Raw genomic sequence first — 24,233 nt, 5'->3', positions numbered from 1 at the left:
CCTGGCGAGCGGAATGGTCTGACCCAATGATGCGACCATTTTCGCGGGTCACCGATCGGCGCCGGCAGGATGTGAGGACGATCACGGGTTTGCCCACCATGTGGGAGATTGCTTCCAGCACGCGGACACCGGTGGCAATCTACTCAACGTGACGTTGTGGTACTCCCGGCTGATTATCGATTAGCGCGCGCAGCACATCCCCTGCGCGCGCAGACCTCCCGCACTCCGCGGGGGGTCTTTTTGTTGGTACCGCCACCCCCAAACGACCCTTCAGGAACAGGAGAAATCCATGGCCTATCAGGTGTTCGACACGTCGCTGCGCGACGGGGCACAGCGCGAGGGCATCAGCTACTCGGTGGTGGACAAGCTAGCGGTGGCGCGGCTGCTCGACGAACTCGGCGTCGGATTCATCGAAGGGGGCTGGCCCGGGGCCATGCCCAAGGACACCGAGTTCTTCGAACGGGCGCGCAGCGAACTCGACCTCAAACACGCGGTGCTGGTGGCCTTCGGTTCGACCCGCAAGGCCGGCGTCGACGTGCGTGAGGACAAGCAGATCCAGGCGCTGCTCGACGCGCAGACCCCGGTGGTGTGCCTGGTCGCGAAGTCCGACATCCGGCACGTCACCCGCGCGCTGCGGACCACCGCCGAGGAGAACCTGGCCATGGTGCGCGACAGCGTCGAATACCTGATCTCCCAGGGCCGGCGGGTCTTCCTGGACTGTGAGCACTTCTTCGACGGATACCGCTTCGACCCCGACTACACGGCCAGCGTCGTGTCGACCGCGCTGTCCGCCGGTGCCGAGCGGGTGGTCCTGTGCGACACCAACGGCGGCATGCTCCCCTCGCAGATCACCGCCGTGGTCACCGGCCTCATGGGTCGGCTGGGCGTGAACGGCGACGCGCTGGGCATCCACTGCCAGAACGACACCGCGTGCGCGGTGGCCAACACCGTCGCCGCGGTCGAGTCCGGCATCACGCACTTCCAGTGCACCGCCAACGGGTACGGCGAGCGCCCCGGCAACGCCGACCTGTTCGCGGTGCTGGGCAACCTGCAACTCAAGCTCGGGCTGCCGGTCCTACCGGAGGGCTGCCTGGAGAAGATGGTTCGCGTTTCGCACGCCATCGCCGAGATCGCCAACATCGCGCCCGACACCCACCAGGCATACGTCGGGGCCGCCGCGTTCGCTCACAAGGCGGGGCTGCACGCGAGTGCGATCAAAGTGGATCCGTTGCTCTACAACCACGTGGAGCCCTCGGTGGTCGGAAACGACATGCGGATCCTGGTCACCGAGATGGCCGGCCGGGCCAGCATCGAACTCAAATCCCGCGAGTTGGGGCTCGATCTGGCCGGCCATCCGGAGACGCTGGCCCGGGTCACCGAACGGGTCAAGGACCTGGAGGCGCGAGGCTGGTCCTTCGAGGCCGCGGACGCCTCCTTCGAACTGCTGGTGCGCTCCGAACTGGAGGGCGTGACCCGACCGTTCGCGCTGGAGTCGTACCGGACCACGGTGGAGCACCGCGAGGACGGCTCGGTGATCTCCGAGGCGACGGTGAAGGTGCGGGTGCGCGGCGAGCGAGTGATCGCCACGGCCGAGGGCAACGGCCCGGTCAACGCGCTGGACGAGGCGCTGCGGGTGGCGCTGCGGCGGCACTACCCGGTGCTGGCCGACTTCGAGCTGGCCGATTACAAGGTACGGATCCTGGAGGGCTCGCACGGCACCCAGGCGGTGACCCGGGTCCTGGTGGAGACGGCGCGGGCCGGCCGGGACTGGACCACGGTCGGGGTGCACGAGAACGTGGTCGAGGCCAGCTGGCACGCGCTGGTCGACGCGCTGACCTACGGGCTCGCCCCGGTACCCGCGGCGTAGCCGCGGGCGGATCAGCCGGGCAGGATCAGCTCGGCGAACAGCGGGCGGTGGTCGGTGCCCGGCAACGAGCAGACGACCGCCGCCCGCACGGCGATCCGCCGGTCCGCCAGGATGTGGTCCAGCGCGACGCCGGGCAGCCGGGTGCGGCGCAGCGGCCACCGGTGCAGCCGCCAGGTCGGCGTGAGGCCACGGCCCACCACGCTCGCCGCGTCCCGGTACCCGGAGAAGATCAACGCGCGCAGCGCCGCGTGGTCCAGCGTCGAGTTGAAGTCGCCGGCCAGCACGCGCAGCGGTCCGTCCGGGGTGGCCCGGTCCATGGACGCCTGCCCGGTCAACCAGTGGCCCATCTGATCGGCCGCGTACGGCGCGGGCGGGTGCGCGGACTCGACCAGCACCGATCCGCCTCCCGGCACCTCCACGGCCGCGGTGACCGACCGGTACCCGCCGGCCCCGATCCGGCGGTCGGTGCCGGTCAACGAGTGCCGGCTGTACAGCGCCGAGCCGTGCCCGCCCGGCTGCGCGTCCACCACCCGGTACGGCAGGAGATCGTCCAGGCCGCCGGCCGTCAGCTTGCGGGCCAGCGCCGGGGTGTACTCCTGCAGCGTCAGCACGTCCGGCAGGTACTGCTCGACCAGGGCGATCAGGGCGTCCGGGTCGGCCTCGCCCAGGAACACGTTGGCGGTCAGTACCCGCAGTTCGACCCCCTCGCGGCGCTCGGGTCCGCCGAGCATCCGGGGCAGCACGCAGGCGCCCAGCGCGAGCGTCGCGGCGCCGGCCAGCGCGGCGGCCCACCAGCGGCAGGTCAGCAGCGCCACGGCGAGCGGGACCACCGAGACCACCGCGACGTACGGGGTGAAGGCGATCCCGGAGACCATCAGCCAGCCGCGTTCGAGCCCGAACAGCCGGATGAGCGCCCACACCGCGAAGGGCACGGCAAGCACCCACGCCACGATCGTCATGCGCTAACCGTATCGAGCGCCGACCGGGGGGGACCTCGGGTACACAATGAGCGGCGTGACAGAACTCCCCGAGGATCCGGAGCCTTCCGGGAACCCAGAGCCGTCCGAGGAATCGAGCCCCGGTGTTCCGGGCGGTGCCACAGAGCCGGACCTTGAGGCGTTCGAGCTCGAACACGAGCGGGAGCACACCCGCGAACATGGCCTGGAACTGGCGCAGCACGACGCTCTGCGGGTCCGGCTGGCCCGGCTGGAGTTGCTGGCCGGATTCGGCCGCACCGGCGCGGGCAGCGTGTCGCACCGCCTGCCGGCGTGGCTGCGCAAGACCCAGGGGGAGACCCGGCTGGCGGTGGGCGCCAGCGTTCTGGTGGCCGTCGTGCTGCAGCTGAGCATCTCCCCGGACCTGTCGATCCGGCCGAGGTACCTGGTGCCCCTGCTGGAACTGGTGCTGTTCATCTTGCTGTCGATCGGCAACCCGGTCCGGCTCACCCGCGAGAGCAAGCTGCTGCGCGCCGCCGGCCTGATGCTGGTCGCGGCGGCCAGCTTCGCGGTCGCCTGGTCGGTCGTCACGCTGGTGTGGGGGATCCTGCACCACACGGCCGCGGAGGCGGACGAACCGATCACGCTGCTGCTCAACGGCGCCGCCATCTGGTTGAACAACGTGATCGTGTTCGCGCTGTGGTACTGGGAGCTCGACCGGGGCGGGCCGGCGGCGCGGGCCAGCGCCCGGCGACCGCACCCCGACTTCCTGTTCTCCCAGATGACCGTGCCGGAGCTGACGAGCCGGGACTGGGAGCCGGGCTTCGTGGACTACCTGTACCTGTCGTTCACCAACGCGACGGCGTTCAGCCCGACGGACACGCTGCCGCTGTCCCGGTGGGCCAAGCTGGCGATGATGTTCCAGTCGGCGATCTCGCTGGTGACCGTGGCCCTGGTGGTCGCGCGGGCGGTGAACATCCTGCAGTGAGAGGCCTCGGGCGGGCCCCTGGGCCTGCCCGAGGCGGGCCCGCGCCTTAAATGGGGTCGCCGGGCCCGACCCTCAAACCGGGGCCTGCCGGCCCGGGCCGCCTCTCAGCGGGATTCGCGGGGCCCGGTCGGGTCGAGGCGGTTGAGACGGTCGATGGCGTCGATGAGCCGGGCCCGCAGCGGAGCGGCCCGGACGGCGAAGTCGCGCTGTGCCCGGGCGTAGTAGGCGCGTCCCTCGGGCGTCTCCACCCGTACCGGCTCGTACCCGAGCGGGGCCAGGTCGTACGGGCTGGCCCGCATGTCCAGCTCGCGGATCTCCCGGGCCAGGCCGAAAGAGTCGGCCACCAGCTCCGAATCGACCAGCGGGGACAGCTTGTACGCCCACTTGTAGAGGTCCATGTTGCCGTGCAGGCAGCCCGGCTGCTCCAGTTCGATCTCCCGTTCCCGGGTCGGCTGGAACTGGTTGAGTGGGACCGCGGCCGGCGTGAAGAACCGGTGCGCGTCGAAGTGCGCGCACCGCACCCCGGTCTGCTCCACGACCTCGGCGGTGCGTTCCGGGGTCAGCCGCAGCGGCCACTGCTCGTGCCGCACCTCGTTCGGGGCCAGCCCGTACACCATGGCCCACTCGTGCATGCCGAAGCAGCCCACGTATGGCGCCCGGCCGGCCATCCGCTCGAGCAGGGGGCCGATCCAGGCCAGGAACTCGGCGCGCTTGGCCAGCACCGGCCGGGTGTCCAGCGTGGCGCCGCCCGGGACCGCGACGTAGTGGGCGCCGAGTTCCGCCGGGTCGGCGCCGGCCAGCACCACCCCGGCGCCCGGGTGCCAGCGGCGCAGCTGGGAAGGGCGCAGGGAGTAGTAGACGAACATGAAGTCCTCGACCGGGTGTTTCGTGGCGGTCGCCCGGCGGGCCCGGTGCCCGGCGGTCCAGCCGTCCACCCGCCGCTCGTGCGCGGCCCGGCGGTCGCGCCAGACGGACTCGGCTACCACATTGCTCACACCCGCCATTGTGGCTCGCGCCGTTCCGGCTAGATTGAGGGCGTGCGAATCGCTCGTTTTGTACATGCCAACGGATTGTCATTCGGAGCCGTCGAGGGTGAGGCCGACGCCGGCCCCGAGGCGCTGACCGTCGCGGCCATCGAGGGGCACCCCTTCGGTGAGCTGCGCTTCACCGGCGAGCGCTGGGCGGTCGCCGACGTGCGCCTGCTCTCGCCCATCCTGCCGAGCAAGGTGGTGTGCGTCGGGCGTAACTACGCCGAGCACGCGGCCGAGCACAATGCGGATGTGCCGAAGGAGCCGCTGCTGTTCCTGAAGCCGACCACCTCCGTCATCGGCCCCAACGACGTGATCCGGCTGCCCACCCAGTCCAAGCGCGTCGAGCACGAGGCCGAGTTGGCGGTGGTCATCGGGGCGTCCGGGGCTCGCCGGGTCGACCGGTCCGCAGCCGCCGCGGCGGTCTTCGGGTACACCTGCGCGAACGATGTCACCGCCCGTGACCTGCAGCGACAGGACGGCCAGTGGACCCGGGCGAAGGGCTTCGACTCGTTCTGCCCGCTCGGCCCGTGGATCACCACGGACGTCGCGGTGGACGACGTCGAGGTCCGGTGCGAGGTCAACGAGGAGGTCCGCCAGCTCGGCCGGACCAAGGACATGATCTTCGACGTACCCACCCTGGTGTCCTATGTGTCGCACGTCATGACCCTGCTGCCAGGGGATGTGATTTTGACGGGTACGCCCGCCGGGGTCAGTCCGATCGTCGCCGGGGACACGGTCACCGTCTCGGTCGGCGGGGTGGGTGTGCTTGCCAACCGGGTCGCCGCGCTCGACTGACCGGAGCCGATTTGGCTCGCCTATGACAGTCAGGTAGAGTCTTGTTCCGGCGCCGGACAACGGCACCGATGGGGTATGGGGTAATTGGCAGCCCAACTGATTCTGGTTCAGTTAGTCTAGGTTCGAGTCCTGGTACCCCAGCCCGTAAGACAGTCTTGGCCCCGTCGTCTAGTGGCCCAGGACGCCGCCCTCTCAAGGCGGTAGCGCCGGTTCGAATCCGGTCGGGGCTACAGGTAATACGCGGAGCGCCTCCCCTCGGGGAGGCGCTCCGCGTTTCGTTGGAATTCCGGATCGGTGGGCTGAGTGCTTTCCCTGAAGAAGCGCTCCGGGTTCTCCGGATAAGAGCCGGCAACCGCTCGGGCCCCGGCAGCGGCCGGCTGTGGTGGGCTCGGACTGTGGTGGGCCCTGATTGTGGCGGGGCCGGCCGTGGTGGGGCCGGCCGTGGTGGGGCCGGCCGTGGTGGGGCCGGCCGTGGTGGGGCTGGCCGCGGTGGGCCGAGGCCCGTGACGACCCGGGCCCCAGGGCCCCAGCCGTGACGGCCCGGGCCTCGACCGGGCTACAGCCCGGACAGGCGCTGCCCGGCCCGGACCACGGCCATCGCGTGCCGGTCACCGGGGCGCCGCCCCAGCCGCTCGATCGGCCCGGACACGCTGATAGCGGCGATCACCCGGCCGGTGCGGTCGCGGATCGGCGCCGAGACGCTGGCCACCCCCAGCTCGCGCTCGCCCACGCTCTGGGCCCAGCCGCGTCGACGGATCTCGGCCAGGGTGCGGCCGGTGAACTTGCATCGGGGCAGCAGCGGCATGACCGCCTCCGGGGGCTCCCAGGCCAGCAGCACCTGGGCGGCCGAGCCGGCGGTCATCGGCAGCACCGCGCCGATCGGCACCGTGTCGCGCAGCCCGCTGGCGCGCTCGGCCGCGGCGACGCAGATGCGTTCGTCGGCCCGGCGAAGGTAGAGCTGGGCGCTTTCGCCGGTGGCGTCACGCAACGCGGTGAGCATCGGCTCGGCCGCGGTCAGCAGAACGTCGGGCGCGGCGTTGGCCAGTTCGCCCAGCCGCGGGCCGGGACGCCAGCGGCCCTGTTGGTCACGAACGAGTAAACGGTGGATCTCCAGCGCCTGTGCCAGGCGGTGGGCGGTGGCCCGGGGTAGCTTGGTCCGCTCGACGAGTTCGGCGAGGCTGGCGCCGTCTACGCAGGCGGCGAGGATGACCACTGCCTTGTCGAGAACGCCGACACCGCTCATACTGTGTCCCACAAGGCGAAACATACCTCCCAGATTTTAGGATGTCCAGATGGTGGGAGTACCCGAAGCAACACCGCGAACCTTGGCGGAGAAGGTCTGGGACGCGCACGTGGTGCGCTCGGCCGCGGGCGAGCCGGACCTGCTCTACATCGATCTGCACCTGGTGCACGAGGTGACCAGCCCGCAGGCATTTGATGGCCTGCGGATGGCCGGGCGCCCGGTTCGCCGGCCGGATCTGACGATCGCGACCGAGGACCACAACACGCCGACCGACAACCTGCTGACCATCGCCGATCCCGTGTCGCGGACCCAGATCGAGACGCTGCGCAAGAACTGCGCGGAGTTCGGAATCAAGCTGCACTCGCTCGGCGACGCCCAGCAGGGGGTCGTGCACGTGCTCGGTCCGCAGGTCGGGCTCAGCCAGCCGGGCATGACCATCGTGTGTGGCGACTCGCACACCTCGACCCACGGCGCCTTCGGCTCTATCGCCTTCGGCATCGGCACCAGCGAGGTCGAGCACGTGCTCGCGACCCAGACGCTGCCCCAGTCGCGGCCGAAGACCATGGCGGTCAACGTGGTCGGCGAGCTGGCCGACGGGGTGACCGCCAAGGACCTGATCCTGGCCCTGATCGCCCAGGTCGGCACCGGCGGCGGGCGCGGGCACATCGTGGAGTACCGGGGCGAGGCGATCCGCAAGCTCTCCATGGAGGGCCGGATGACCGTCTCCAACATGTCGATCGAGTGGGGCGCCCGGGCCGGCATGGTCGCGCCGGACGAGACAACGTTCGCTTACCTCGCCGGGCGGGACTACGCGCCCAAGGGCGCCGCGTGGGACGAGGCCGTGGCCTACTGGCGGACCCTGGCCACCGACGAGGGTGCCACGTTCGACACCGAGGTCACGCTCGACGCCAGCGCCGTCACGCCGTTCGTCACCTGGGGGACCAACCCGGGGCAGGGCGCGCCGCTGTCCGCCCAGGTGCCCGACCCGGCCGGCTTCGCCAGCGAGGCCGAGCGCAGCGCGGCCGCGCGGGCCCTGGACTACATGGCGCTGACGCCCGGCACGCCGCTGCGGGAGGTGCCGATCGACGTGGTCTTCGTCGGCTCGTGCACGAACGGGCGGCTGGAGGACCTGCGGGCGGCGGCCGACGTGCTGCGCGGCCGCAAGGTGGCCGGCGGCGTACGGATGCTGGTCGTGCCGGGCTCCGCCGCGGTACGGGCGGCGGCCGAAGAGGAGGGCCTGAACGAGGTCTTCACCGAGGCGGGTGCGGAGTGGCGCTTCGCCGGCTGCTCGATGTGCCTGGGCATGAACCCGGACATCCTCGCGCCGGGCCAGCGCTCCGCGTCCACGTCCAACCGCAACTTCGAGGGCCGGCAGGGCAAGGGCGGGCGCACCCACCTGGTATCCCCGTCGGTCGCCGCCGCCACGGCGGTCCTCGGCCACCTGGCCGCGCCCACGGATCTGAACTGAGCCTCGGATCGCCAGCTCAGCCCCCGGCCGGCCGGGTACGGGCCTGAGCCCGTGGCCCGCCAGCGGCCCTATTGGAGGAATCATGGATAAGTTCACTGTCCACACGGGGACGGCCGTGCCGCTGCGCCGGTCCAACGTGGACACCGACCAGATCATCCCGGCGGTGTACCTCAAGCGGGTCACCCGCTCCGGGTTCGAGGACGGTCTCTTCCGCTCGTGGCGGGACGCCGATCCGGCATTCGTCCTCAACGATCAAAAGTATTCGGGAGCGTCGATCCTCGTTGCCGGGCCTGAGTTCGGCACGGGGTCATCGCGTGAACACGCCGTGTGGGCGTTGCGCGACTGGGGCTTCCACGCGGTGCTCGCCCCGCGCTTCGGCGACATCTTCCGCGGCAACGCCCTCAAGGAAGGGCTCCTGCCGGTCGAGCTTGAATTGACAGTCATCGAATCGTTGTGGGACGCCGTGGAGGCGGATCCAAGCCTTGAGGTGACCGTGGACCTCGCCGCTCGCGAGGTCCGCGCAGCGGGTCTGAGCTGGTCGTTCCCGGTCGACGACTTCAGTCGCTGGCGCTTGATGGAGGGGCTGGACGACATCGGATTGACGCTGCGACACGAGACCACGATCGCGGAGTACGAGACGACAAGGCTGCGCTTCAAGCCTGCTGTCGCGTAGCTCGCGAACCCCTGGAACTCCCCCGGATGCTCAGCCGACCGGGGGAGTTTCCGTTACGACACAACGGCTTTTTTCTGCCAGATGTTTGTGCTTTTGGCGCGAAGGGCATACCGTGCGCGCAGAATGGCCGCATTGAGGCCAACAATGTGTACGGGAGGGAATGTCGTGAACAAGGCCGAGCTCATCGATGCGCTCGCGGTCCGCTTGGGGGACAAGAAGTCGGCGGCCTCGGCGCTCGACGCGGTGCTCGCCGAGATCCAGTCGGCGGTCACCAAGGGCGACAAGGTGGCGATCACCGGCTTCGGCGTCTTCGAAAAGCGGGTGCGCGCTGCGCGAACCGCCCGCAATCCGCGGACCGGCGAAAGCGTCAAGGTGAAGAAGACCTCCGTACCGGCCTTCCGCGCCGGTGCGAGCTTCAAGGACCAGGTGGCGAGCGGCAAGGTGCCGAGGGCCACCGCGGCGAAGAAGACCGCTGGTCCGGCGAAGAAGGCCGCCGCCACCAAGGCGACCACGAGTCGGGCGACCGCTACCAAGACCGCTACCAAGGCGCCGGCGAAGACGGCGGCCGCCAAGAAGACGGCAGCGAAGACCACTCGGGCCGCGTCGACCACCGCTCGCAAGACGGCGACCGCGGCGACCAAGACGACCACGGCCCGCAAGGCCCCCGCTCGCAAGGCTCGCTGAAACCGCGCAATTGAGCCCCAGTTGAAGGCGCCCGTCACGTGACGGGCGCCTTCCGCGTTCTGTTTTCTCTGTCACAGCCGGCCTTGTCGCGCCTCCGGCCGTTCGCCGAATTCCCGCCCGGCGAATCCGGCTCAGGGAATGAGCGGGTCCGCGGCCACCACGGCGGTACCCGCGAATGCCAGCAGCCATCCGGTGCCCTTTGGCGTCCGGTACGCCTCGACGGCGGTGGTGTTCGCGGGCCGCAGCGCCGACAGGGCGGGCGGGATCACCTTTCCCTGGCTGCACGCCACGGTCGGCGTCGCCTCGAGCGCCAGGGCGCGCAGCGCCGCCACCGCCCCCGGTACGCCGTCCGGCGACACCTCGTCCAGGGTCGGGTACACCCGGATCGGCCGGCCCAGCCGGTCCACAGTGTCCCGGCAGCGGCGGGGGGTGGCCGAGACCACTCGGGCGGGCCCAAAGGCCGCCAGCAGCCGCGTGAGGGCTGCTGCCTGCCGCACGCCGAGCGAGTCCAGCGGCCGCAGCTCGTCCGGGCCGTGCCACGCGTGCCGGGAACCGGCGTGGGCGTGCCGCACGAGTACCAGCTCGGCGGTGACCCCGGGCAGCTCGGTGAAGGCGGCCACCACGCCCCGGTCGTGCGCGTAGGTCAGCACCGACTGCGCCCGGGCCAGCGGCACCCAGCGGACCTCGGAGACCTCGTGATCCGGTCCCCGGCCGTGGTCAACGCGTACCCGCATGGACCAGAAGTCCACGCGCTTGTCGACGCCCGGCTCCCCGGTCAGGTACTCGATCGTGGGCAGTCGCACCTGCGGCACGCCCTCGACCCCGGTCTCCTCGAAGACCTCGCGCACGGCGGCGACGATCGCGTGCTCGTCCGGCTCCAGCTTGCCCTTGGGCAGCGTCCAGTCGTCGTACCGGGGCCGGTGCACGATGACGATCTCGACCTCGCCCGATTCGGCCTGGCGCCACACCACACCGCCGGCCGCCCGTACCGTCGTCACGCGCCCGCCTCGCTTCGCTCGCCGGCGGGTGTGACTCGCCCGCGCGCCACGCCGCTCACCGGCGGGGCTCCCGGCGGCTGGCCGCCGCCCACGCCTCGGGGAACCGGGCCCGCACCTCGCGGACCGCGCCGCGCTCCCGCTCCACCAGCCGCCCCGCCGTCACCGCGAGGTCGAAGTCGCCGGGATCCGACCGGGCGATGGCCAGCCAGGTGTCGGCCGCGACGACCGCGTCCTGGTGCTCACCCAGCAGCTCCTGGACCCCGCCGATCCGCCGGGCCAGGCCGGCCGCGTCCCCGCCCAGCACCCCGGCCACCGCCTCGGTCGCGTAGCGGGCCCGCTTGGCCCGGATCCGCACCTCGTGCCACTCGTGATCCGGCCCGAGCGGGTCGAGCGATCCGGCGGCGGTGAGGTCGGGCGAGCCCTGCGCCAGCCGCAGCCACGACTTGTCGGCCAGCCGGGGCAGCAGATCCCGGGCCGGCCGGGCCGCCCGCGCGGCGGCCAGCCGTGGCGAGGCCGCCGCGGCCACCAGCCGGTCGAGCAGCCCCAGATAGCGCGGTCCGTCCATCGCCTCGTCGAGCGCGTCCAGCGCCGCCGCGTGCCTGGCCGAGAGCTCGGCATCCAGCCGGGCGATCGCGCCGCCGGGAAGCGGCGCCAACGGATCCAGCTCGGCGGTGCGGCGCAGCCGGGCGCGCAGCACCTCGGCGTCGCGGGCGGCGCCCAGCGCGTCGGCGATCCAGGACAGCTCGGCGCGCAGCTCGTCGGCCCAGGCCGGCTCCAGCAGCGGCCGGAAGGTGCGCAGATCGGTGCGCAGCCGCCGGCAGCCCACCCGCATCTGGTGCACCGCCGTGTCCCCGCCGGGAAGCTCCGCGCGCAGCCGCACCAGCGGATCGTGGGCGAGCATCCGGCCGATGTCGGACCGGATCGCCTCGCTCACCACGTCGCCCGCCTCGGCCTTGCGCGGCAGGCTCCCGGCCGGCGGCGTCAGGTCGCCGGGCCCGTCGGCGCCCAGCGCCCGAACATGCTTGGGCCGGAACTCCCCGGCCACCGCGCCGGCCTCGCTCAGGGCGCCGCCGATCCGGTCCAGCAGCTTGCGGCCGCCCTCGTGGCGTTCCACCTCGATCTCCCGGAACCGGCTGCGGATGACTTTCTCCTCCAGCACCGCCACCAGGTCGTCATCCAGCTCGGCCAGCAACGCTCCGGCGTGGTCGCGCAGCTCGTAGACCCGTCTCGTGGTGCGTAGCACGACCGCCGGCGCCAGCGGGGCGCCCCTGGTGTACACGGTCACCAGGCGGGACAGTTCGGCCGGGATGCGGCCCGGCCGCCCGGCATCGGAGATCTCGTGCCGCACCCCGGGCACCTGGGTCGGCAGCTTCACCGTCCACGGTTGCTCGTCGCCGCGCCGGAAGCGCAGCGACGCACCGGCCCGGGCGAGCCGCAGGTCCGCCGTGTCGTAGTAGGTCGCGCGCAGCGAGACCGCCGGGAGCGGTACCACCCGGGCCCGCGCCGGGAGCGCCCCGGCCAGGTCCGGGAGGGTGAAGCCGGGATCCACGTCGTACTTGCGCTCCTCCTCCAACATCCCCGAAGCCTAGCGTCCGATCACGGCGACGGGCGGGATCGAAAGGAGGCCGCCGGTCCTGAAACGTTTGACCGGCGGTCCCCACCGACCCCGACCGACGCGGGTCAGCCGAGCACGCCAGGCTGCGCTCAGCCTTCGCCACAGATCGGCTCCGGCTGCGCTCAGTCGGGTGAGCGGCCGACGATGCGGCGCAGCAGGGCGCTCTGCAGGTGCAGCGGCGGCGCGCCCTCCCGGGGCTCGCCGTCGCGCAGCCACCAGGTGCCGTCAGGCCCCAGTTCGAACGCCGATATCTCGCCGCTCATCGACAGGTCCAGTACCCCGATCAGCTCGGCCTGGATCGCCGGGTCGGTGACCCGGACCAGCGCCTCCACCCGCCGTTCGAGGTTGCGGTGCATCAGGTCCGATGAGCCGAGCCACACCTCGGGCTCGCCGTCGTTGCCGAACCGGAACACCCGCGAGTGCTCCAGGAACCGGCCCAGGATCGAGCGCACCCGGATGGTCTCCGACAGCCCGGGCACCCCCGGCCGCAGCGTGCAGATTCCGCGTACCACGAGGTCGATGCGCACCCCGGCCTGGCTGGCCCGGTACAGCGCGTCGACGACCTCCTCGTCGACGAGCGAGTTCACCTTGATCTGCACCAGCGCCGGGCGCCCCTCGGCGGCCAGCTTGGTCTCCCGCTCGATCCGCTCGATGATCCCGCCGCGGACTCCGTGCGGCGCCACCAGCAGGCGCCGGTACGCGGTCTGCCGGCTGTACCCGGTCAGCACGTTGAACAGGTCGGTCAGGTCGGCGCCGACCTCCGGATCGGCGGTCAGCAGCCCGAAGTCCTCGTAGAGCCGAGCCGTCTTCGGGTGGTAGTTGCCCGTCCCGATGTGGGCGTACCGCCGGATGTGGTTGCCCTCCTGCCGCACCACCAGCGCCGTCTTGCAGTGCGTCTTGAGCCCCACCAGGCCGTACGCCACGTGGCAGCCGGCCCGCTCCAGCTTGCGCGCCCAGCCGATGTTGGCCACCTCGTCGAAGCGCGCCTGGATCTCGACGAGCACCACCACCTGCTTGCCGGCCTCGGCGGCGTCGATCAACGCGTCGACCACCGGGGAGTCGCCGCTGGTCCGGTACAGCGTCTGCTTGATGGCCAGCACGTTGGGGTCGGCCGCCGCCTGCTCGATGAAACGCTGCACGCTCGTGGAGAACGAGTGATACGGGTGGTGGACGAGGATGTCGCCGTCCCGCAGGGTCGCGAACACGCTGCGCGGCGTCTCGCCCTCCACGAAGCGCGGGTGGGTCGCCGGCACGAAGGGGCGGTCCTTCAGGTCCGGGCGGTCCACCCCCTCGTACACCTGCCACAGCGCGGACAGGTCGAGCAGCCCCGGTACCCGCAGCACGTCGTGGCCGTCCATGTCCAGCTCCCGTACGAGCAGCTCCAGGACGTGGTCCGAGACCGTCGAGGCGACCTCCAGGCGAACGGGCGGCCCGAACCGGCGCCGGGCCAGCTCGCGCTCCAGCGCCTGCAGCAGGTCCTCGTCGCGGTCGTCCTCCACCTCCAGCTCCGCGTTGCGGGTGACCCGGAACAGGTGGTGTTCGAGGATCTGCATCCCCGGGAACAGCTGCCCCAGGTGCGCGGCGATCAGGTCCTCGACGGGCAGGAAGCGGTACTGCCGCCCGGACTCGACGGCAACCAGCCGGGGCACGTTGTTGGGCACCTTGACCCTGGCGAACAGCTCCGGGCCGCCGCCCGGGTCGCGCACCACCACCGCCAGGTTCAGCGACAGCCCGGAGATGTACGGGAACGGGTGCGCCGGATCGACGCCCAGCGGGGTGAGCACCGGGAAGACCTGGTCGCGGAAGTAGTCGCGCATCCGATCCCGCTCGCCGGGGGCGAGGTCGGACCACCGGACCAGGTGGATCTGCTCGGCCGCCAGGGCCGGCTGGACCTCTCTGGTGAAGCAGCGCGAGTGCCGGGCGACGAGGTCGGCGCTGCGCTCGGCGATCACCTCGAGCTGTTCCCGGGTGGACAGTCCGTCCGCGCTGTGGATGGGCAGGCCGGTCTGCAGCCGGCGCTTGAGACCGGCGACGCGGACCATGTAGAACTCGTCGAGGTTGCCGGCGAAGATGGCCAGATACTTGGCCCGCTCCAGCAACGGGGTGGTGGGATTCTCGGCCAGCGACAGGACCCGGGCGTTGAAGTCGAGCCAGGACAGCTCCCGGTTGAGGAAACGGTCATCGGGCAGCGGTTCGGACAACGGTGACGGGACGTCGTCCAGCCGTGGCGGGCTCACGTCGATGCGGCGGGGCGCTCCGGGCGGACCGGCGTCCTCCCAGGACGGCTCGGCGTCGATCAAGGGCTCGGGCGCGCGGTGCTCGGGTATCTCCAGTTCAGGCCCTCCCACGGCCAGCTCCCGCTGGATCTCCACGGCCTGCGGCTCCTCGACGCCGCCGACGACGGGAGCGTCCACCCCGGTGCCGAGCGTCACACCCTCCAGTGCCTCGGCTCCGGCCGTCCCGGCTTCGGGCGTCTCGCCTTCCGGGGTCCCGAGGGCTTCGGTCGCGGCCGGGTTGACGGCTTCGTGGCCAGGCGTAACGGTGTCGCTGCCCGAGGCCACGGTCGCCTCGGGGTGGGCGGTCGAAGGGGGGTCGGTCGAGGGCCCGGTCGCCGAAGGCCCGGTTGTCGCGGGCCCGGTTGTCGCGGGCCCGGTTGTCGCGGGCCCGGTTGTCGCGGGGCCGGTTGTCGCGGGGCCGGTTGTTGCGGGGACAGTGCTCGCGGGGACGGTGCTCGAGGGCTCAGTGGCGCCGGACCCGGTCGGGGTCGTGGGTCGCGGTGCCGCGAGGCTGGTGTCCACCCCGGAGACCGCGCCGTTCCCAGGGTTCGGGTCGACCCCGCCGTTCAGACGGGCCCCGGGATTGTGGGCTGTCTCGCGATTCTGAGCGGTCTCGCGCTCGCGATCCTGAGCGGTCTCGTGGCTGTGGGCGGCCTGGGCGATCGGTGCGCGCCGTGCGTCGGGCGGGCCGTGCGGGTTGGTGGCGGCGCCGGAGTTGATCGCCTCGCGCTCCTCCGCCCCGCGCTCCTCCGCCGGGCGCCCGGGCGCCCTTCTTTGTGCGGGTGTGGTCTTCGTCGCGGTACTCGTGGCCGCGGCCCTCGCGGTCGCCGTGGCTCTGGCGGCGGCGTTGCCGGCCGCGATTGTCTTGGCCACCGCCGACCTGCTCACCGCCGACCCGGTAACCGCCGGCTCGGTGGCGGTGCGATCCGCCGTCGCGCTCTCGCGAGCCGCGGCCGCCCTCGGGGCGCCGGCCTTCCTCGGGGCCGCCGTCTTGCTTGGGGCCGCCGTCTTGCTCGGGGCCGCCGTCTTGCTCGGGGCTGCCGTGTTGCGCGCGGTGGTGGCCTTTCTCGCGGCGGTCGCCTTCCTCACCGGCCTCGCGGATTTCGCCGCGGCCGCTCGCGCCGGGTCCGCCGGCCCGGACCCCACATCGCCCCCCGTGGCCGGGTTGCCGGACGCGGCCGTGCCGCGCGATCCGGCCCGGCGGGTGGCGCCGGAGCCGCTCCCGCCGACCGCGCGCGAGGCGGTGCCGCGCGTGGATGCGCGCGGCCGTCGCGATGCGACGTCGGTGGGTTCCGCGGTGGGTTCGGCGCCGCGACCGGGATCGGTGCCTCCGGCTTCGACATTCCCGGCCTCGATCTCTCCGGCCGGACTGTCGGGTGGCACGGGGGAGGTGGTCCGGCGCTGGCGTGGTGGGGTCGGCGGAACGGGAGAGGCCTTCACGTGGCAATCATGACCCGATCCGCGTGAACGTGAAACGGTCTTCGTGGAAATGCCCGGTGGCGCCGCGGGGGCGGCGCCGAGGTCTCACCGGTCCGCGCCCTCCCGCGGCATCGTGATGAGGGCGAGTCCGCTGATCTCCCCGTCCCGGTGCTCCAGGCGCACCCGCTGACCAGGGCGCAGCAGCCGAAGGCCCGACGCGTCGAACGCGTTCGCGGGGAAGGCCACCTCGGTGCCGTCGTCGAGCAGCACCGTGCCGGAGCGCCCGTCCGGGTCGTAGCTGGCAACCGTGCCCTGCATGCCAGAACGGTACCGCCTTTCGGTGCTTGTCGACGCGTGGGCGCGGAACAGTGCGTCCGTGCGGGTACCGAGGCCGAGGGCCGCGGCCGCGGCCAGGTCCGCCCCGGTGTCCACATCGTGGCGGAGGCTGGGCCAGGGCCCGTCCAGCGCGGTGGCGCCCGAGCCGGCGTGCGCCGCCGCCGAACCCGGCCCGAACCGTGGATCGAGGGCGGTACCGGCCGGAGAGGCCAGCAGTGTGGTGCCGGTACCGGCGGCGTCGGGTACGAAGGAGCGCCGCCGGCCGGTGGCCGACAGCGCGGCGCTCAGCTCCTCCGGCCGCAGCGCGGGCAGGTCTCCGGCGAGCGCCACGACCGGCAGGTCGCCGGCCAGCCGGCCGCCATGGGCGAATGCCGGGTTCAGCCCGGCCTCAGGGGAGTCGGGCACCGCGCGGGCCCCGAGCGCGGCCACCGCCCCGGCCACGGCCGGCTCGCTGGTGACCACCATGAGCTCCGCGATGTCCGGGCAGGCCAGCACCGCGGCGACGGTGTCCTGCACCAGGGCGAGCACCAACCGCTCGTGGGCGATGCCCGGCAGCGCACCCCGCAGTCGGGTCTTCGCCGCATCCAGCCGCTTCACCGGTACCACCGCGGTCCACACCGTACTCACCGTGGCATTGTGCCTCTTGGCCCAGGTGGACCCCGCGCTGGCCAGCCGCTACCTCCGCCAGGCATGATGCGCTGATGGCGGCGCCGACCGGGGCCCGCAGCAGGCACAACGAGGAGGAGCCGTGGGGCGCAGGCTCGGATTTTGGCCGCGGTTCGCGATTGCCGTGGTCAAACCGCCCCTGTTCCTGCTGACGAAGCGCAGTTGGTCAGGCATGGAGCACATACCGGCCGAGGGCGGCCTGATCATCGCCGCCAACCACCTGTCCGAATTCGACCCGTTGATCATCTCGCACTTCGTCAACGACGCCGGCCGGTGGCCGCAGTTCCTGGCCAAGTCGAGCCTGTTCAGCGTTCCCGGGCTCGGGTCCTTCCTGCGCTGGTGCAAGCAGATCCCGGTGCATCGGGGCACCGCCGACGCGGCGAAGTCGCTCGACGCGGCGGCCGCCGCGATCCTGGCGGGCGAGGGCGTGATCATCTACCCCGAGGGTACGACGCCGAAGTCCGGGGACCTGTGGCCGGAGCGCGGCAAGACCGGGGTGGCCCGGCTGTTCCTGCGCACCGGCGCGCCCGTGGTGCCCGTGGTCTCCTGGGGGCCCCAACGGCTGCTAGACCCGCGTACCCGCAAGTTCACGCTGCGTCCGCGCACCCCGGTGACCGTGATCGCCGGCCCGCCGATCGACCTGTCCAAATGGGAGGGCGCCGAGCCGACGGCGGCCAACCTGTACGCGATCACCGATGAGATCATGACCGTGCTGCGCGATATGCTCTCGCAGATTCGCGGCGAGTCGGTTCCCGTCCGACCCGGCAACGCCCCTTCGGGTGCGCTCGGCGGCGGCGCCGGCGGCGATGGCCGCGGTGGCATCGACGGTGGCGGCGAGGGCGGGAGCAGGGCGTGAAGCGAGCCGCGGTCCTTGGTGCCGGATCGTGGGGCACCCCCTTCGCCAAGGTGCTCGCGGACGCCGGTACCGAGGTGACGCTGTGGTCCAGGCGACCCGAGGTGGCCGAGGCCATCACCTCGACCGGGACCAACCCCGACTACTTCCCGGACCTGCGGCTGCCGGGGCTGGTCACCGCCACCAGCGACGTGGCGGCGGCGCTGGCCGGAGCCGACCTGGTGGTGCTCGCCGTGCCGTCCCAGACGCTGCGCGGCAACCTGGCCGGGTGGGCCGACCTCATCGAGCCGGACGCCACCCTGGTGAGCCTCATGAAGGGCATCGAGCTGGGCACCTCGAAGCGGATGAGCGAGGTCGTCGTGGAGGTGACGGGCGTCGATCCGCGGCGGGTGGCCGTGCTGTCCGGACCCAACCTGGCCCCCGAGATCGCCGCCGAACAGCCGACCGCTTCGGTGATCGCGTGCGTGGACCCGGCACGCGCGGCGGCGGTGCAGAAGGCGGTGGCGACACCGTATTTCCGGCCGTACACCAACGACGACGTGGTCGGCTGCGAACTCGGCGGCGCGGTGAAGAACGTGATCGCGCTCGCGTACGGGATGGCGACCGCGCTCGGCTTCGGCGACAACACCAAGGCGACGCTGATCACGCGGGGCCTGGCGGAGACGGCGCGGCTCGGGGTACGGCTGGGCGCCGACCCGCTCACCTTCGCCGGCCTGGCCGGCCTGGGCGACCTGGTCGCCACCTGCGCGTCGACGCTGTCGCGCAACCGCACCTTCGGCGAGCATCTGGGCCGCGGCGAGTCGCTGGAGCAGGCGCAGGCGGCCACCAGGCAGACCGCCGAGGGGGTCAAGAGCTGCCTGGCGATCCGGGATCTGGCCCGCCGCCACGACGTTGAAATGCCGATCACCGAGCAGGTCGAGCTGGTCTGCCACGAGGGCGCCGACCCGCGCGTGGCGGTGACCGCCCTGATGAGCCGGGAGACCAAGTCCGAGTAGTTCGTGCCGCCGACCCACCGGTCGTCCGGTTACGGGCGGCGGGGTCGGGGTCCGTGCCCGGCCGTGATCCGGCAGGGAATGATGGGCGGATGACCTCGACCGACCCCGCCGGGTACGGCGACGGGACCGCCTGCGTGCACGCCGGCCTGCCCGAACCGGTGCCCGGTACCCCGTTCCTGCCCGGCCCCGTGCTCGCCGCGCCCTACCACCTCGATCCCGAGAACGGGCCCGCCGCGGCGGCCAACGGCTACGGGCGGGTGGACAACCCGACCTGGCGCGGCCTGGAGGCCGCGATCGGTGGCCTGGAGGGTGGCGAGTGCGTCGTCTTCTCCTCCGGAATGGCCGCGATCTCCGCCGCCCTGCTGACCCTGGTGGGCCCCGGTGACACGGTCGTGCTGCCCTCGGATGGCTACTACAAGACGCGCGCCTTCGCCGCGAGCCTGCCCGGCGTGACGGTTCGCGAGGTGCCCACCGCCGGCCCGTACCCGTCCTTCGACGGGGTGCGGCTGGTGCTGCTGGAAACGCCCGCCAACCCCGGGCTGGACGTGTGCGACATCGCCGAGCTGTCCGCCGCGGCGCACGCGGCCGGGGCGCTGGTGGCGGTCGACTCGACCACCGCCACGCCACTCGGGCAGCAGCCGCTGAGACTGGGTGCCGACCTGGTGGTGGCCAGCGGTACCAAGGCGCTGACCGGGCACTCCGACGTCCTTCTCGGGTACACCGTCGCCGGGCCGGAGCTGACCGCCCGGCTGCGCACCTGGCGGGACGACACCGGGGCGGTACCGGGCCCGTTCGAGGCGTGGCTCGCGCACCGGTCACTGTCCACACTGGACCTGCGGTTGGCCCGCCAGTCGGCCAACGCGGCCGCGCTGGCGCGGATGCTGGCCGGTCGGCCGGAGGTCTCCTCGGTGCGCTGGCCCGGCCTGCCCGGCGATCCGGCGCACGAGGTCGCCAGCCGGCAGATGCGCCGGATCCCCGGCGTGGTCGCCTTCACGTTGCCCGACGCGGCGCACGTGGGCCGGTTCCTCTCCGCCTCGAAGCTGGTGTACGCCGCGACGTCGTTCGGCGGCACGCACACCACGGCGGACCGCCGGGCGCAGTGGGGCGACCCGGTGCCCGAGGGGATGGTGCGGCTGTCCTGCGGCATCGAGGACACCGATGATCTGCTGCTGGATCTGGACGCCGCGCTGAACGCGGCGCGGGCCGCCACGGCCGGCTGAGCGGGCGCACGCCCCTCTCGCACGCGCGACCCCCGGTCGCGACGGTCTTCGCGGGCGGGCATGAACCGGATGATCCGGGTGTGGAGTGGGCGGATACGCCGCGAGCCGGGCGCGTGCGTGCGGCGCGTGAACCGGGCGACGCACTCGGCCCGGGTCGCGTCGCACCCGCGCTGACCAGGGCGGAAACTCACGCGGTGCGCGGTTAGACTGATGCGTCCCGCGCCGGTTCGCCACGGAGAGTAGGGTCACCGGGGTGACGAGCCCACGAAAGATCCGCGTCGCCGTTGTCTTCGGTGGCCGCAGCCCCGAGCACGCCATCTCCTGTGTTAGCGCGGGAAGCATCCTCGCCGCCCTGGATGAGGACGAGTTCGAGACAGTCCCGGTCGGGATCACTCGCGAGGGTCAGTGGGTCCTTACGGACGGTAACCAGGACGACTTGATGATCTCCGGCGCCGAGCTGCCGGAGATCACCTCGGGATCGGGCTCCGCCGTCGTGCTTCCCGGCGATCCGACGACGCACGGGCTGATGGTGCTCGACACCGCCGAGGGTGTCGGGGCGCTCGGCGATGTCGACGTCGTGTTTCCCGCGCTGCACGGCGCGTACGGCGAGGACGGCACCATCCAGGGGCTGCTGGAGATGGCCGCCGTGCCGTACGTCGGCTCGAACGTCTTCGCCTCGGCCGCGGCGATGGACAAGGAGTTCACCAAGAAGCTCGCGGTGTCCGAAGGCATCCCGATCGGGCCGTACGCGGTCCTGCGGGCCGGTCAGTCCCTTTCGGCCGAGGACCGCGATCGCCTGAAGCTTCCGGTGTTCGTGAAGCCGGCGCGGGCCGGCTCGTCGTGCGGCATCACCAAGATTGAGGACTGGGCCGACCTGGACGACGCGGTCGCCGTCGCCCGCGCCATCGACCCCAAGGTGCTGATCGAGCAGGGCATCGTCGGCAGCGAGGTGGAGTGCGGAGTGCTGGAGGGGGAGTACGACGGCACCCCGGAGGCGTCCGTGCTCGCCGAGATCCGGATCGTGGACGGCCACGACTTCTACGACTTCGAGGCGAAGTACCTGGACGGCTCGAGCGAGTACGACATCCCGGCCAACCTGCCGCCCGAGGTGAGCCGGAAGGTCCAGGAGTACGCCTGCCGCACCTTCTCCGCGCTGGACTGCGCCGGCCTGGCCCGGGTGGACTTCTTCGTCACGCCGGAAATGGACATCTACCTCAACGAAATCAACACGATGCCCGGCTTCACCAGCACGTCCATGTTCCCGAGGATGTGGGCCGCTTCCGGCCTGGAGTACCCGAAGCTGGTCTCCCGCCTGATCCGCACCGCCCTGCGCCGGGGCACCGGCCTGCACTGACGGAGTCCGCGCCGCCCCGGCCGTGCCGCGTTGGTCCGGCCGGGTCGGGTCGGCCGGGTCGCTCGGTCGGGTCAGCCGGTCGTCTGCTGGCTGCAGCCGGAGGGCACGCCCGTCGTCAGCGCCTGCACGGACGATGCCACCGGGGCGGAGAACTCGATGACCAGCTGGCCCGGTGAGCCGTAAGAATTGGGCACGGTGACCTGGATCGGGACCGTGCGGTCCACCGTGGTCCAGGTCGACGAACTCTTGCCGTCCTGCTCGTACCAGCAGACGTTCGACAGCGCCCACACCTCGGCCGTCAGCGGAACCTTCGCCTGGGCGGCGCCGCAGCCCAGCGTGAGGGCCGGATCGCCGTAGGCCGCGTTCTGCTCGGGGCCGGCCGTGACCGCGCGGCGCTGCTTGCCCTGGATCTGATCGGGCAGCTTGGACAGCAGGGCCCGGCACACCGTCGCCGGCCCGTCGGCCAGTTGGGGCGCGGCCATCTGCACGGGACTCGTGGACTGCGGTCCGGGGGTGGCCGAGGCGGACGGCCGCGTGGCGGTGTTGGCGGAGGCGATCCGGCCGTCGATCACCCGAAACGCCACCAGCCCAGCCACCAGCGCGATCGGCACCGCTATGAAGGCGGCTGTGCGCGCGGCGCCGCGAGTTGCCGAATCAGCCATCTACAGTCGCACCACGGAACAGGTGAGAGTGCGGGTGATCCCAGACACCAGTTGTACCTTGCTCACGATCATGTTGCCCAGCTCATCGACGGTGTGTGCCTCGGTCAGCACCACGACATCGTACGGCCCGGTCACAGCGTCCACCCGGACGACCCCGGCAATATCCGCGATGGTCGCGGCCACGTCGCGTGCCCTTCCTACCTCCGTCTGGATGAGGATGTACGCCTGGACCACGTCATGCCCCCTCTTCACGGCAGACTCGCGGGTTGCCGTGAAACTACCGCAAGAGTCGAAGCGCGTGCAGAGGAGATTTTTGGTGGAGAGCGTCGAGCGGCCGCAGGTCGGCCGAGGGTTGGGGTGGTTTATCCCATGAACGGACCTGGGTGGCGGCGTCGATGAGCGTCACTGAAACCGGCGAATTCGGGCTGATCGCCCGGATCACCGCCCGGCTGGGGGTGCAGCCCAGCACGTTGTTGGGGCCCGGTGACGACGCGGCCATCGTGTCCGCGCCGGACGGCCGGGTGGTCGCCTCCACCGACGTACTGGTCGAAGGGCGGCATTTCCGTCGAGACTGGTCGTCCGCCGTGGACATCGGACATCGCGCCGCGGCGGCGAACCTGGCCGACATCGCGGCCATGGGTGCCGTACCCACCGCGCTGCTGGTGGCCTTCTGCGGGCCGCCCGACCTGGACGTGCGCTGGGCCGAGGAGCTGACCGACGGACTGGTGGCCGAGGCCGACCGGGCCGGCGCCGCGATCGTGGGCGGCGACGTGTCGGCCAGTTCGGTGCTCACCGTCGCGGTCACCGCCCTCGGTGACCTGCAGGGGCGGGAGGCCGTGCTGCGCTCGGGCGCGCGAGCCGGCGACGTGGTGGCGCTGGCCGGCCGGATCGGGTACGCGGCGGCCGGCTACACCGTGCTGTCCCGGGGCTTCCGGACCCCGAAGATGCTGGTCGAGGCGCACCGCCGGCCGGTGGTGCCGTACCCGGCGGGTCCGGCCGCGGCCAAGCTCGGCGCGACCAGCATGATCGATGTGTCGGACGGGCTGCTGGCCGACGCCGGCCACGTGGCGACCGCCAGCCGGGTGGGCATCGACATCGACCGGGACGCCTTCCCGCTGCCCGACCAGATGCGCGACACGGCCAGCGCGCTCGGGGTCGACCCGTACACCTGGATCCTGGCCGGCGGCGACGATCACGCGTTGCTGGCCACCTTCCCGGAGGGCGCGCAGCTGCCCGAACCGTTCCGGATCATCGGTACCGTGACCGGCGGCGCCGGGGTCACCGTCAACGGCAAGTCGTACGGGGACGGGCAGGTGGGCTGGGACCATTTCCGGTGAGCGGGAGCGGCCGCCGTACCCTTGATCCAATGAGTGACCTGGAGATCGTCCGGACCGACTACCTCGATCCCGTCGCGCGTGAGATCGTCGCCGCCGCGATGGCCGACCTCTCCGGTCGGTACGGCGGCAACGGCGACGACACCCCGGTGGATCCGGCGGAGTTCGATCCCCCGACGGGCTCGTTCCTGGTCGCGTGGCTGGACGGCGAGCCGGTCGCCTGCGGCGGCTGGCGCACTCACCATCAGGACCCCGGGGTCGCGGAGATCAAGCGCGTGTTCACGCTGGATTCGGCGCGCCGCAGGGGAGTCGGGCTGGCGGTGCTGCGGGCGATCGAGGAGTCGGCCAGGGCGGCCGGGCGCGGTCGAGCGATTCTGGAGACCGGCAGCCGTCAGCCGGAAGCGATAGCCCTGTACGAGCGAGTCGGGTACCAGCTGATCCCGAATTTCGGCCACTACAAGGACGAACCGGACGTCCGCTCGTACGGCAGGGACCTCTGAGCTCGGCTCCTCGTTCGGAAGCCGCCCGACACGAATCGCCGCCGGTCCACGGACCGGCGGCGATCAAGCCTCAGGGAGGCGTCAGCCGCGAACGACCTTGCCGGCCTTCAGGCACGAGGTGCACACCTGCAGGCGCTTGGTGTTGCCGCCACCGGCCGGGGTACGCACGGTCTGGATGTTGGGGTTCCAGCGCCGGTTGGTCCGCCGTTGGGAGTGGGAAACGTTGTGGCCAAAGCCCGGCTTCTTGCCACACACGTCGCACACGCTAGCCACGGGAATCTCCTGGGTTGTTGTCTTCTGTTGCCAGGCAACCGCTGGGCA

Annotated in this window: 22 protein-coding genes, 2 tRNA genes and 1 pseudogene; 15 read left to right on the top strand and 10 right to left on the bottom strand. The window is 72.0% G+C overall.

Translation table 11 applies throughout. The features are described from left to right. The first annotated feature begins 289 nt into the window (after window positions 1–289). On the top strand, window positions 290–1,867 hold the full coding sequence (gene cimA / locus ABEA87_RS09310) for a citramalate synthase (RefSeq protein WP_345627927.1): 1,578 nt from the start codon (window positions 290–292) through the stop codon (window positions 1,865–1,867). An 11-nt stretch (window positions 1,868–1,878) separates the two neighbouring features. On the opposite strand, the gene ABEA87_RS09305 is transcribed toward cimA, so the two are convergent. Then, window positions 1,879–2,826, bottom strand: coding sequence for an endonuclease/exonuclease/phosphatase family protein (locus ABEA87_RS09305; RefSeq protein ID WP_345627925.1), 948 nt, complete (start codon window positions 2,824–2,826; stop codon window positions 1,879–1,881). Window positions 2,827–2,881: 55 nt separating this feature from the next. Here ABEA87_RS09305 and ABEA87_RS09300 point away from each other — a divergent pair, with 55 nt between their 5' ends. After that, window positions 2,882–3,790 carry a hypothetical protein gene (locus ABEA87_RS09300; protein ID WP_345627923.1) on the top strand — a complete coding sequence of 303 codons (909 nt, stop codon included), beginning with the start codon at window positions 2,882–2,884 and terminating at the stop codon, window positions 3,788–3,790. A 104-nt stretch (window positions 3,791–3,894) separates the two neighbouring features. Here the strand turns inward: ABEA87_RS09300 and ABEA87_RS09295 are convergent, their stop codons facing one another. Continuing rightward, window positions 3,895–4,794 carry a 3-methyladenine DNA glycosylase gene (locus ABEA87_RS09295; protein ID WP_345627921.1) on the bottom strand — a complete coding sequence of 300 codons (900 nt, stop codon included), beginning with the start codon at window positions 4,792–4,794 and terminating at the stop codon, window positions 3,895–3,897. Between the two features lie 33 nt (window positions 4,795–4,827). Between ABEA87_RS09295 and ABEA87_RS09290 the strand changes: the two genes are divergently transcribed. The 3 genes from ABEA87_RS09290 to ABEA87_RS09280 all read left to right on the top strand — a co-directional run bounded on the left by ABEA87_RS09290 (window position 4,828) and on the right by ABEA87_RS09280 (window position 5,846). Continuing rightward, window positions 4,828–5,616: a fumarylacetoacetate hydrolase family protein gene (locus ABEA87_RS09290; protein WP_345627918.1), complete on the top strand. Its 789-nt coding sequence runs from the start codon at window positions 4,828–4,830 to the stop codon at window positions 5,614–5,616. A gap of 69 nt (window positions 5,617–5,685) precedes the next feature. Continuing rightward, window positions 5,686–5,757 (top strand) — tRNA-Gln (locus ABEA87_RS09285). 16 nt (window positions 5,758–5,773) lie between these two features. Continuing rightward, window positions 5,774–5,846, top strand: a tRNA-Glu gene (locus ABEA87_RS09280). Between the two features lie 326 nt (window positions 5,847–6,172). Here the strand turns inward: ABEA87_RS09280 and ABEA87_RS09275 are convergent. Continuing rightward, window positions 6,173–6,859 carry an IclR family transcriptional regulator gene (locus ABEA87_RS09275; RefSeq protein ID WP_345627916.1) on the bottom strand — a complete coding sequence of 229 codons (687 nt, stop codon included), beginning with the start codon at window positions 6,857–6,859 and terminating at the stop codon, window positions 6,173–6,175. Window positions 6,860–6,908: 49 nt separating this feature from the next. Here ABEA87_RS09275 and leuC point away from each other — a divergent pair, with 49 nt between their 5' ends. From leuC to ABEA87_RS09260, 3 genes are all read left to right on the top strand, one after another. Next, window positions 6,909–8,327 (top strand): 3-isopropylmalate dehydratase large subunit, encoded by a 1,419-nt coding sequence (gene leuC / locus ABEA87_RS09270; protein WP_345627915.1) that lies wholly within the window; start codon window positions 6,909–6,911, stop codon window positions 8,325–8,327. 82 nt (window positions 8,328–8,409) lie between these two features. Continuing rightward, window positions 8,410–9,000: a 3-isopropylmalate dehydratase small subunit gene (gene leuD, locus ABEA87_RS09265; RefSeq protein ID WP_345627913.1), complete on the top strand. Its 591-nt coding sequence runs from the start codon at window positions 8,410–8,412 to the stop codon at window positions 8,998–9,000. A 165-nt stretch (window positions 9,001–9,165) separates the two neighbouring features. Next, complete coding sequence (locus ABEA87_RS09260; RefSeq protein ID WP_345627911.1) at window positions 9,166–9,684, top strand: HU family DNA-binding protein; 519 nt, start codon at window positions 9,166–9,168, stop codon at window positions 9,682–9,684. Between the two features lie 131 nt (window positions 9,685–9,815). Here ABEA87_RS09260 and ABEA87_RS09255 read toward each other — a convergent pair whose 3' ends face one another. The 3 genes from ABEA87_RS09255 to ABEA87_RS09245 all read right to left on the bottom strand — a co-directional run bounded on the left by ABEA87_RS09255 (window position 9,816) and on the right by ABEA87_RS09245 (window position 14,624). Further along, window positions 9,816–10,682, bottom strand: a complete 867-nt coding sequence (locus ABEA87_RS09255; RefSeq protein ID WP_345627909.1) for an NUDIX hydrolase — start codon at window positions 10,680–10,682, stop codon at window positions 9,816–9,818. Window positions 10,683–10,737: 55 nt separating this feature from the next. Next, a complete protein-coding gene (locus tag ABEA87_RS09250) occupies window positions 10,738–12,258 on the bottom strand; it encodes a CYTH and CHAD domain-containing protein (protein WP_345627907.1) in 1,521 nt (506 codons plus the stop codon). 161 nt (window positions 12,259–12,419) lie between these two features. Further along, entirely contained in the window at window positions 12,420–14,624 is a 2,205-nt protein-coding gene (locus ABEA87_RS09245; protein WP_425570816.1) for an RNA degradosome polyphosphate kinase, read from the bottom strand. Between the two features lie 733 nt (window positions 14,625–15,357). Between ABEA87_RS09245 and ABEA87_RS09240 the strand changes: the two genes are divergently transcribed. Further along, window positions 15,358–16,026, top strand: coding sequence for a hypothetical protein (locus ABEA87_RS09240; RefSeq protein WP_345627906.1), 669 nt, complete (start codon window positions 15,358–15,360; stop codon window positions 16,024–16,026). A 308-nt stretch (window positions 16,027–16,334) separates the two neighbouring features. On the opposite strand, the pseudogene cofC reads toward ABEA87_RS09240, so the two are convergent. Then, window positions 16,335–16,955 (bottom strand): annotated as a pseudogene (gene cofC / locus ABEA87_RS09230) (2-phospho-L-lactate guanylyltransferase); the annotation flags it as partial. 157 nt (window positions 16,956–17,112) lie between these two features. On the opposite strand from cofC, the gene ABEA87_RS09225 reads away from it, so the two are divergent. The 4 genes from ABEA87_RS09225 (at window position 17,113) to ABEA87_RS09210 (ending at window position 21,416) form a co-directional block, all read left to right on the top strand. Further along, the gene (locus tag ABEA87_RS09225; protein WP_425570815.1) at window positions 17,113–17,850 is read left to right on the top strand and encodes a lysophospholipid acyltransferase family protein; all 738 of its coding nucleotides are present in this window, start codon (window positions 17,113–17,115) and stop codon (window positions 17,848–17,850) included. Beyond that, on the top strand, window positions 17,847–18,842 hold the full coding sequence (locus tag ABEA87_RS09220; RefSeq protein WP_345627902.1) for an NAD(P)H-dependent glycerol-3-phosphate dehydrogenase: 996 nt from the start codon (window positions 17,847–17,849) through the stop codon (window positions 18,840–18,842). Before ABEA87_RS09225 ends, ABEA87_RS09220 begins: the two co-directional genes overlap by 4 nt. A gap of 89 nt (window positions 18,843–18,931) precedes the next feature. Then, window positions 18,932–20,062, top strand: coding sequence for a cystathionine gamma-lyase (locus tag ABEA87_RS09215; protein ID WP_345627900.1), 1,131 nt, complete (start codon window positions 18,932–18,934; stop codon window positions 20,060–20,062). A 253-nt stretch (window positions 20,063–20,315) separates the two neighbouring features. Beyond that, on the top strand, window positions 20,316–21,416 hold the full coding sequence (locus tag ABEA87_RS09210; RefSeq protein WP_345627898.1) for a D-alanine--D-alanine ligase family protein: 1,101 nt from the start codon (window positions 20,316–20,318) through the stop codon (window positions 21,414–21,416). Between the two features lie 71 nt (window positions 21,417–21,487). Here the strand turns inward: ABEA87_RS09210 and ABEA87_RS09205 are convergent, their stop codons facing one another. Together ABEA87_RS09205 and ABEA87_RS09200 are read right to left on the bottom strand one after the other, a co-directional pair. Continuing rightward, the gene (locus ABEA87_RS09205) at window positions 21,488–22,078 is read right to left on the bottom strand and encodes a DUF3515 domain-containing protein (protein WP_345627896.1); all 591 of its coding nucleotides are present in this window, start codon (window positions 22,076–22,078) and stop codon (window positions 21,488–21,490) included. Next, window positions 22,079–22,312, bottom strand: a complete 234-nt coding sequence (locus ABEA87_RS09200; protein WP_345628201.1) for an Lrp/AsnC ligand binding domain-containing protein — start codon at window positions 22,310–22,312, stop codon at window positions 22,079–22,081. Window positions 22,313–22,473: 161 nt separating this feature from the next. On the opposite strand from ABEA87_RS09200, the gene ABEA87_RS09195 reads away from it, so the two are divergent. After that, on the top strand, window positions 22,474–23,415 hold the full coding sequence (locus tag ABEA87_RS09195) for a thiamine-phosphate kinase (RefSeq protein ID WP_345627894.1): 942 nt from the start codon (window positions 22,474–22,476) through the stop codon (window positions 23,413–23,415). 29 nt (window positions 23,416–23,444) lie between these two features. Continuing rightward, entirely contained in the window at window positions 23,445–23,912 is a 468-nt protein-coding gene (locus ABEA87_RS09190; protein ID WP_345627892.1) for a GNAT family N-acetyltransferase, read from the top strand. Between the two features lie 81 nt (window positions 23,913–23,993). Here the strand turns inward: ABEA87_RS09190 and rpmB are convergent, their stop codons facing one another. Then, window positions 23,994–24,185, bottom strand: a complete 192-nt coding sequence (rpmB, locus tag ABEA87_RS09185; protein WP_345627890.1) for a 50S ribosomal protein L28 — start codon at window positions 24,183–24,185, stop codon at window positions 23,994–23,996. Window positions 24,186–24,233: the final 48 nt, after the last annotated feature.

This window comes from Rugosimonospora acidiphila (assembly GCF_039543385.1).
Lineage (GTDB): Bacteria > Actinomycetota > Actinomycetes > Mycobacteriales > Micromonosporaceae > Rugosimonospora > Rugosimonospora acidiphila.
Note: the sequence above shows the minus strand (reverse complement) of the source record. Positions and strands in the feature narration are given on the sequence as shown.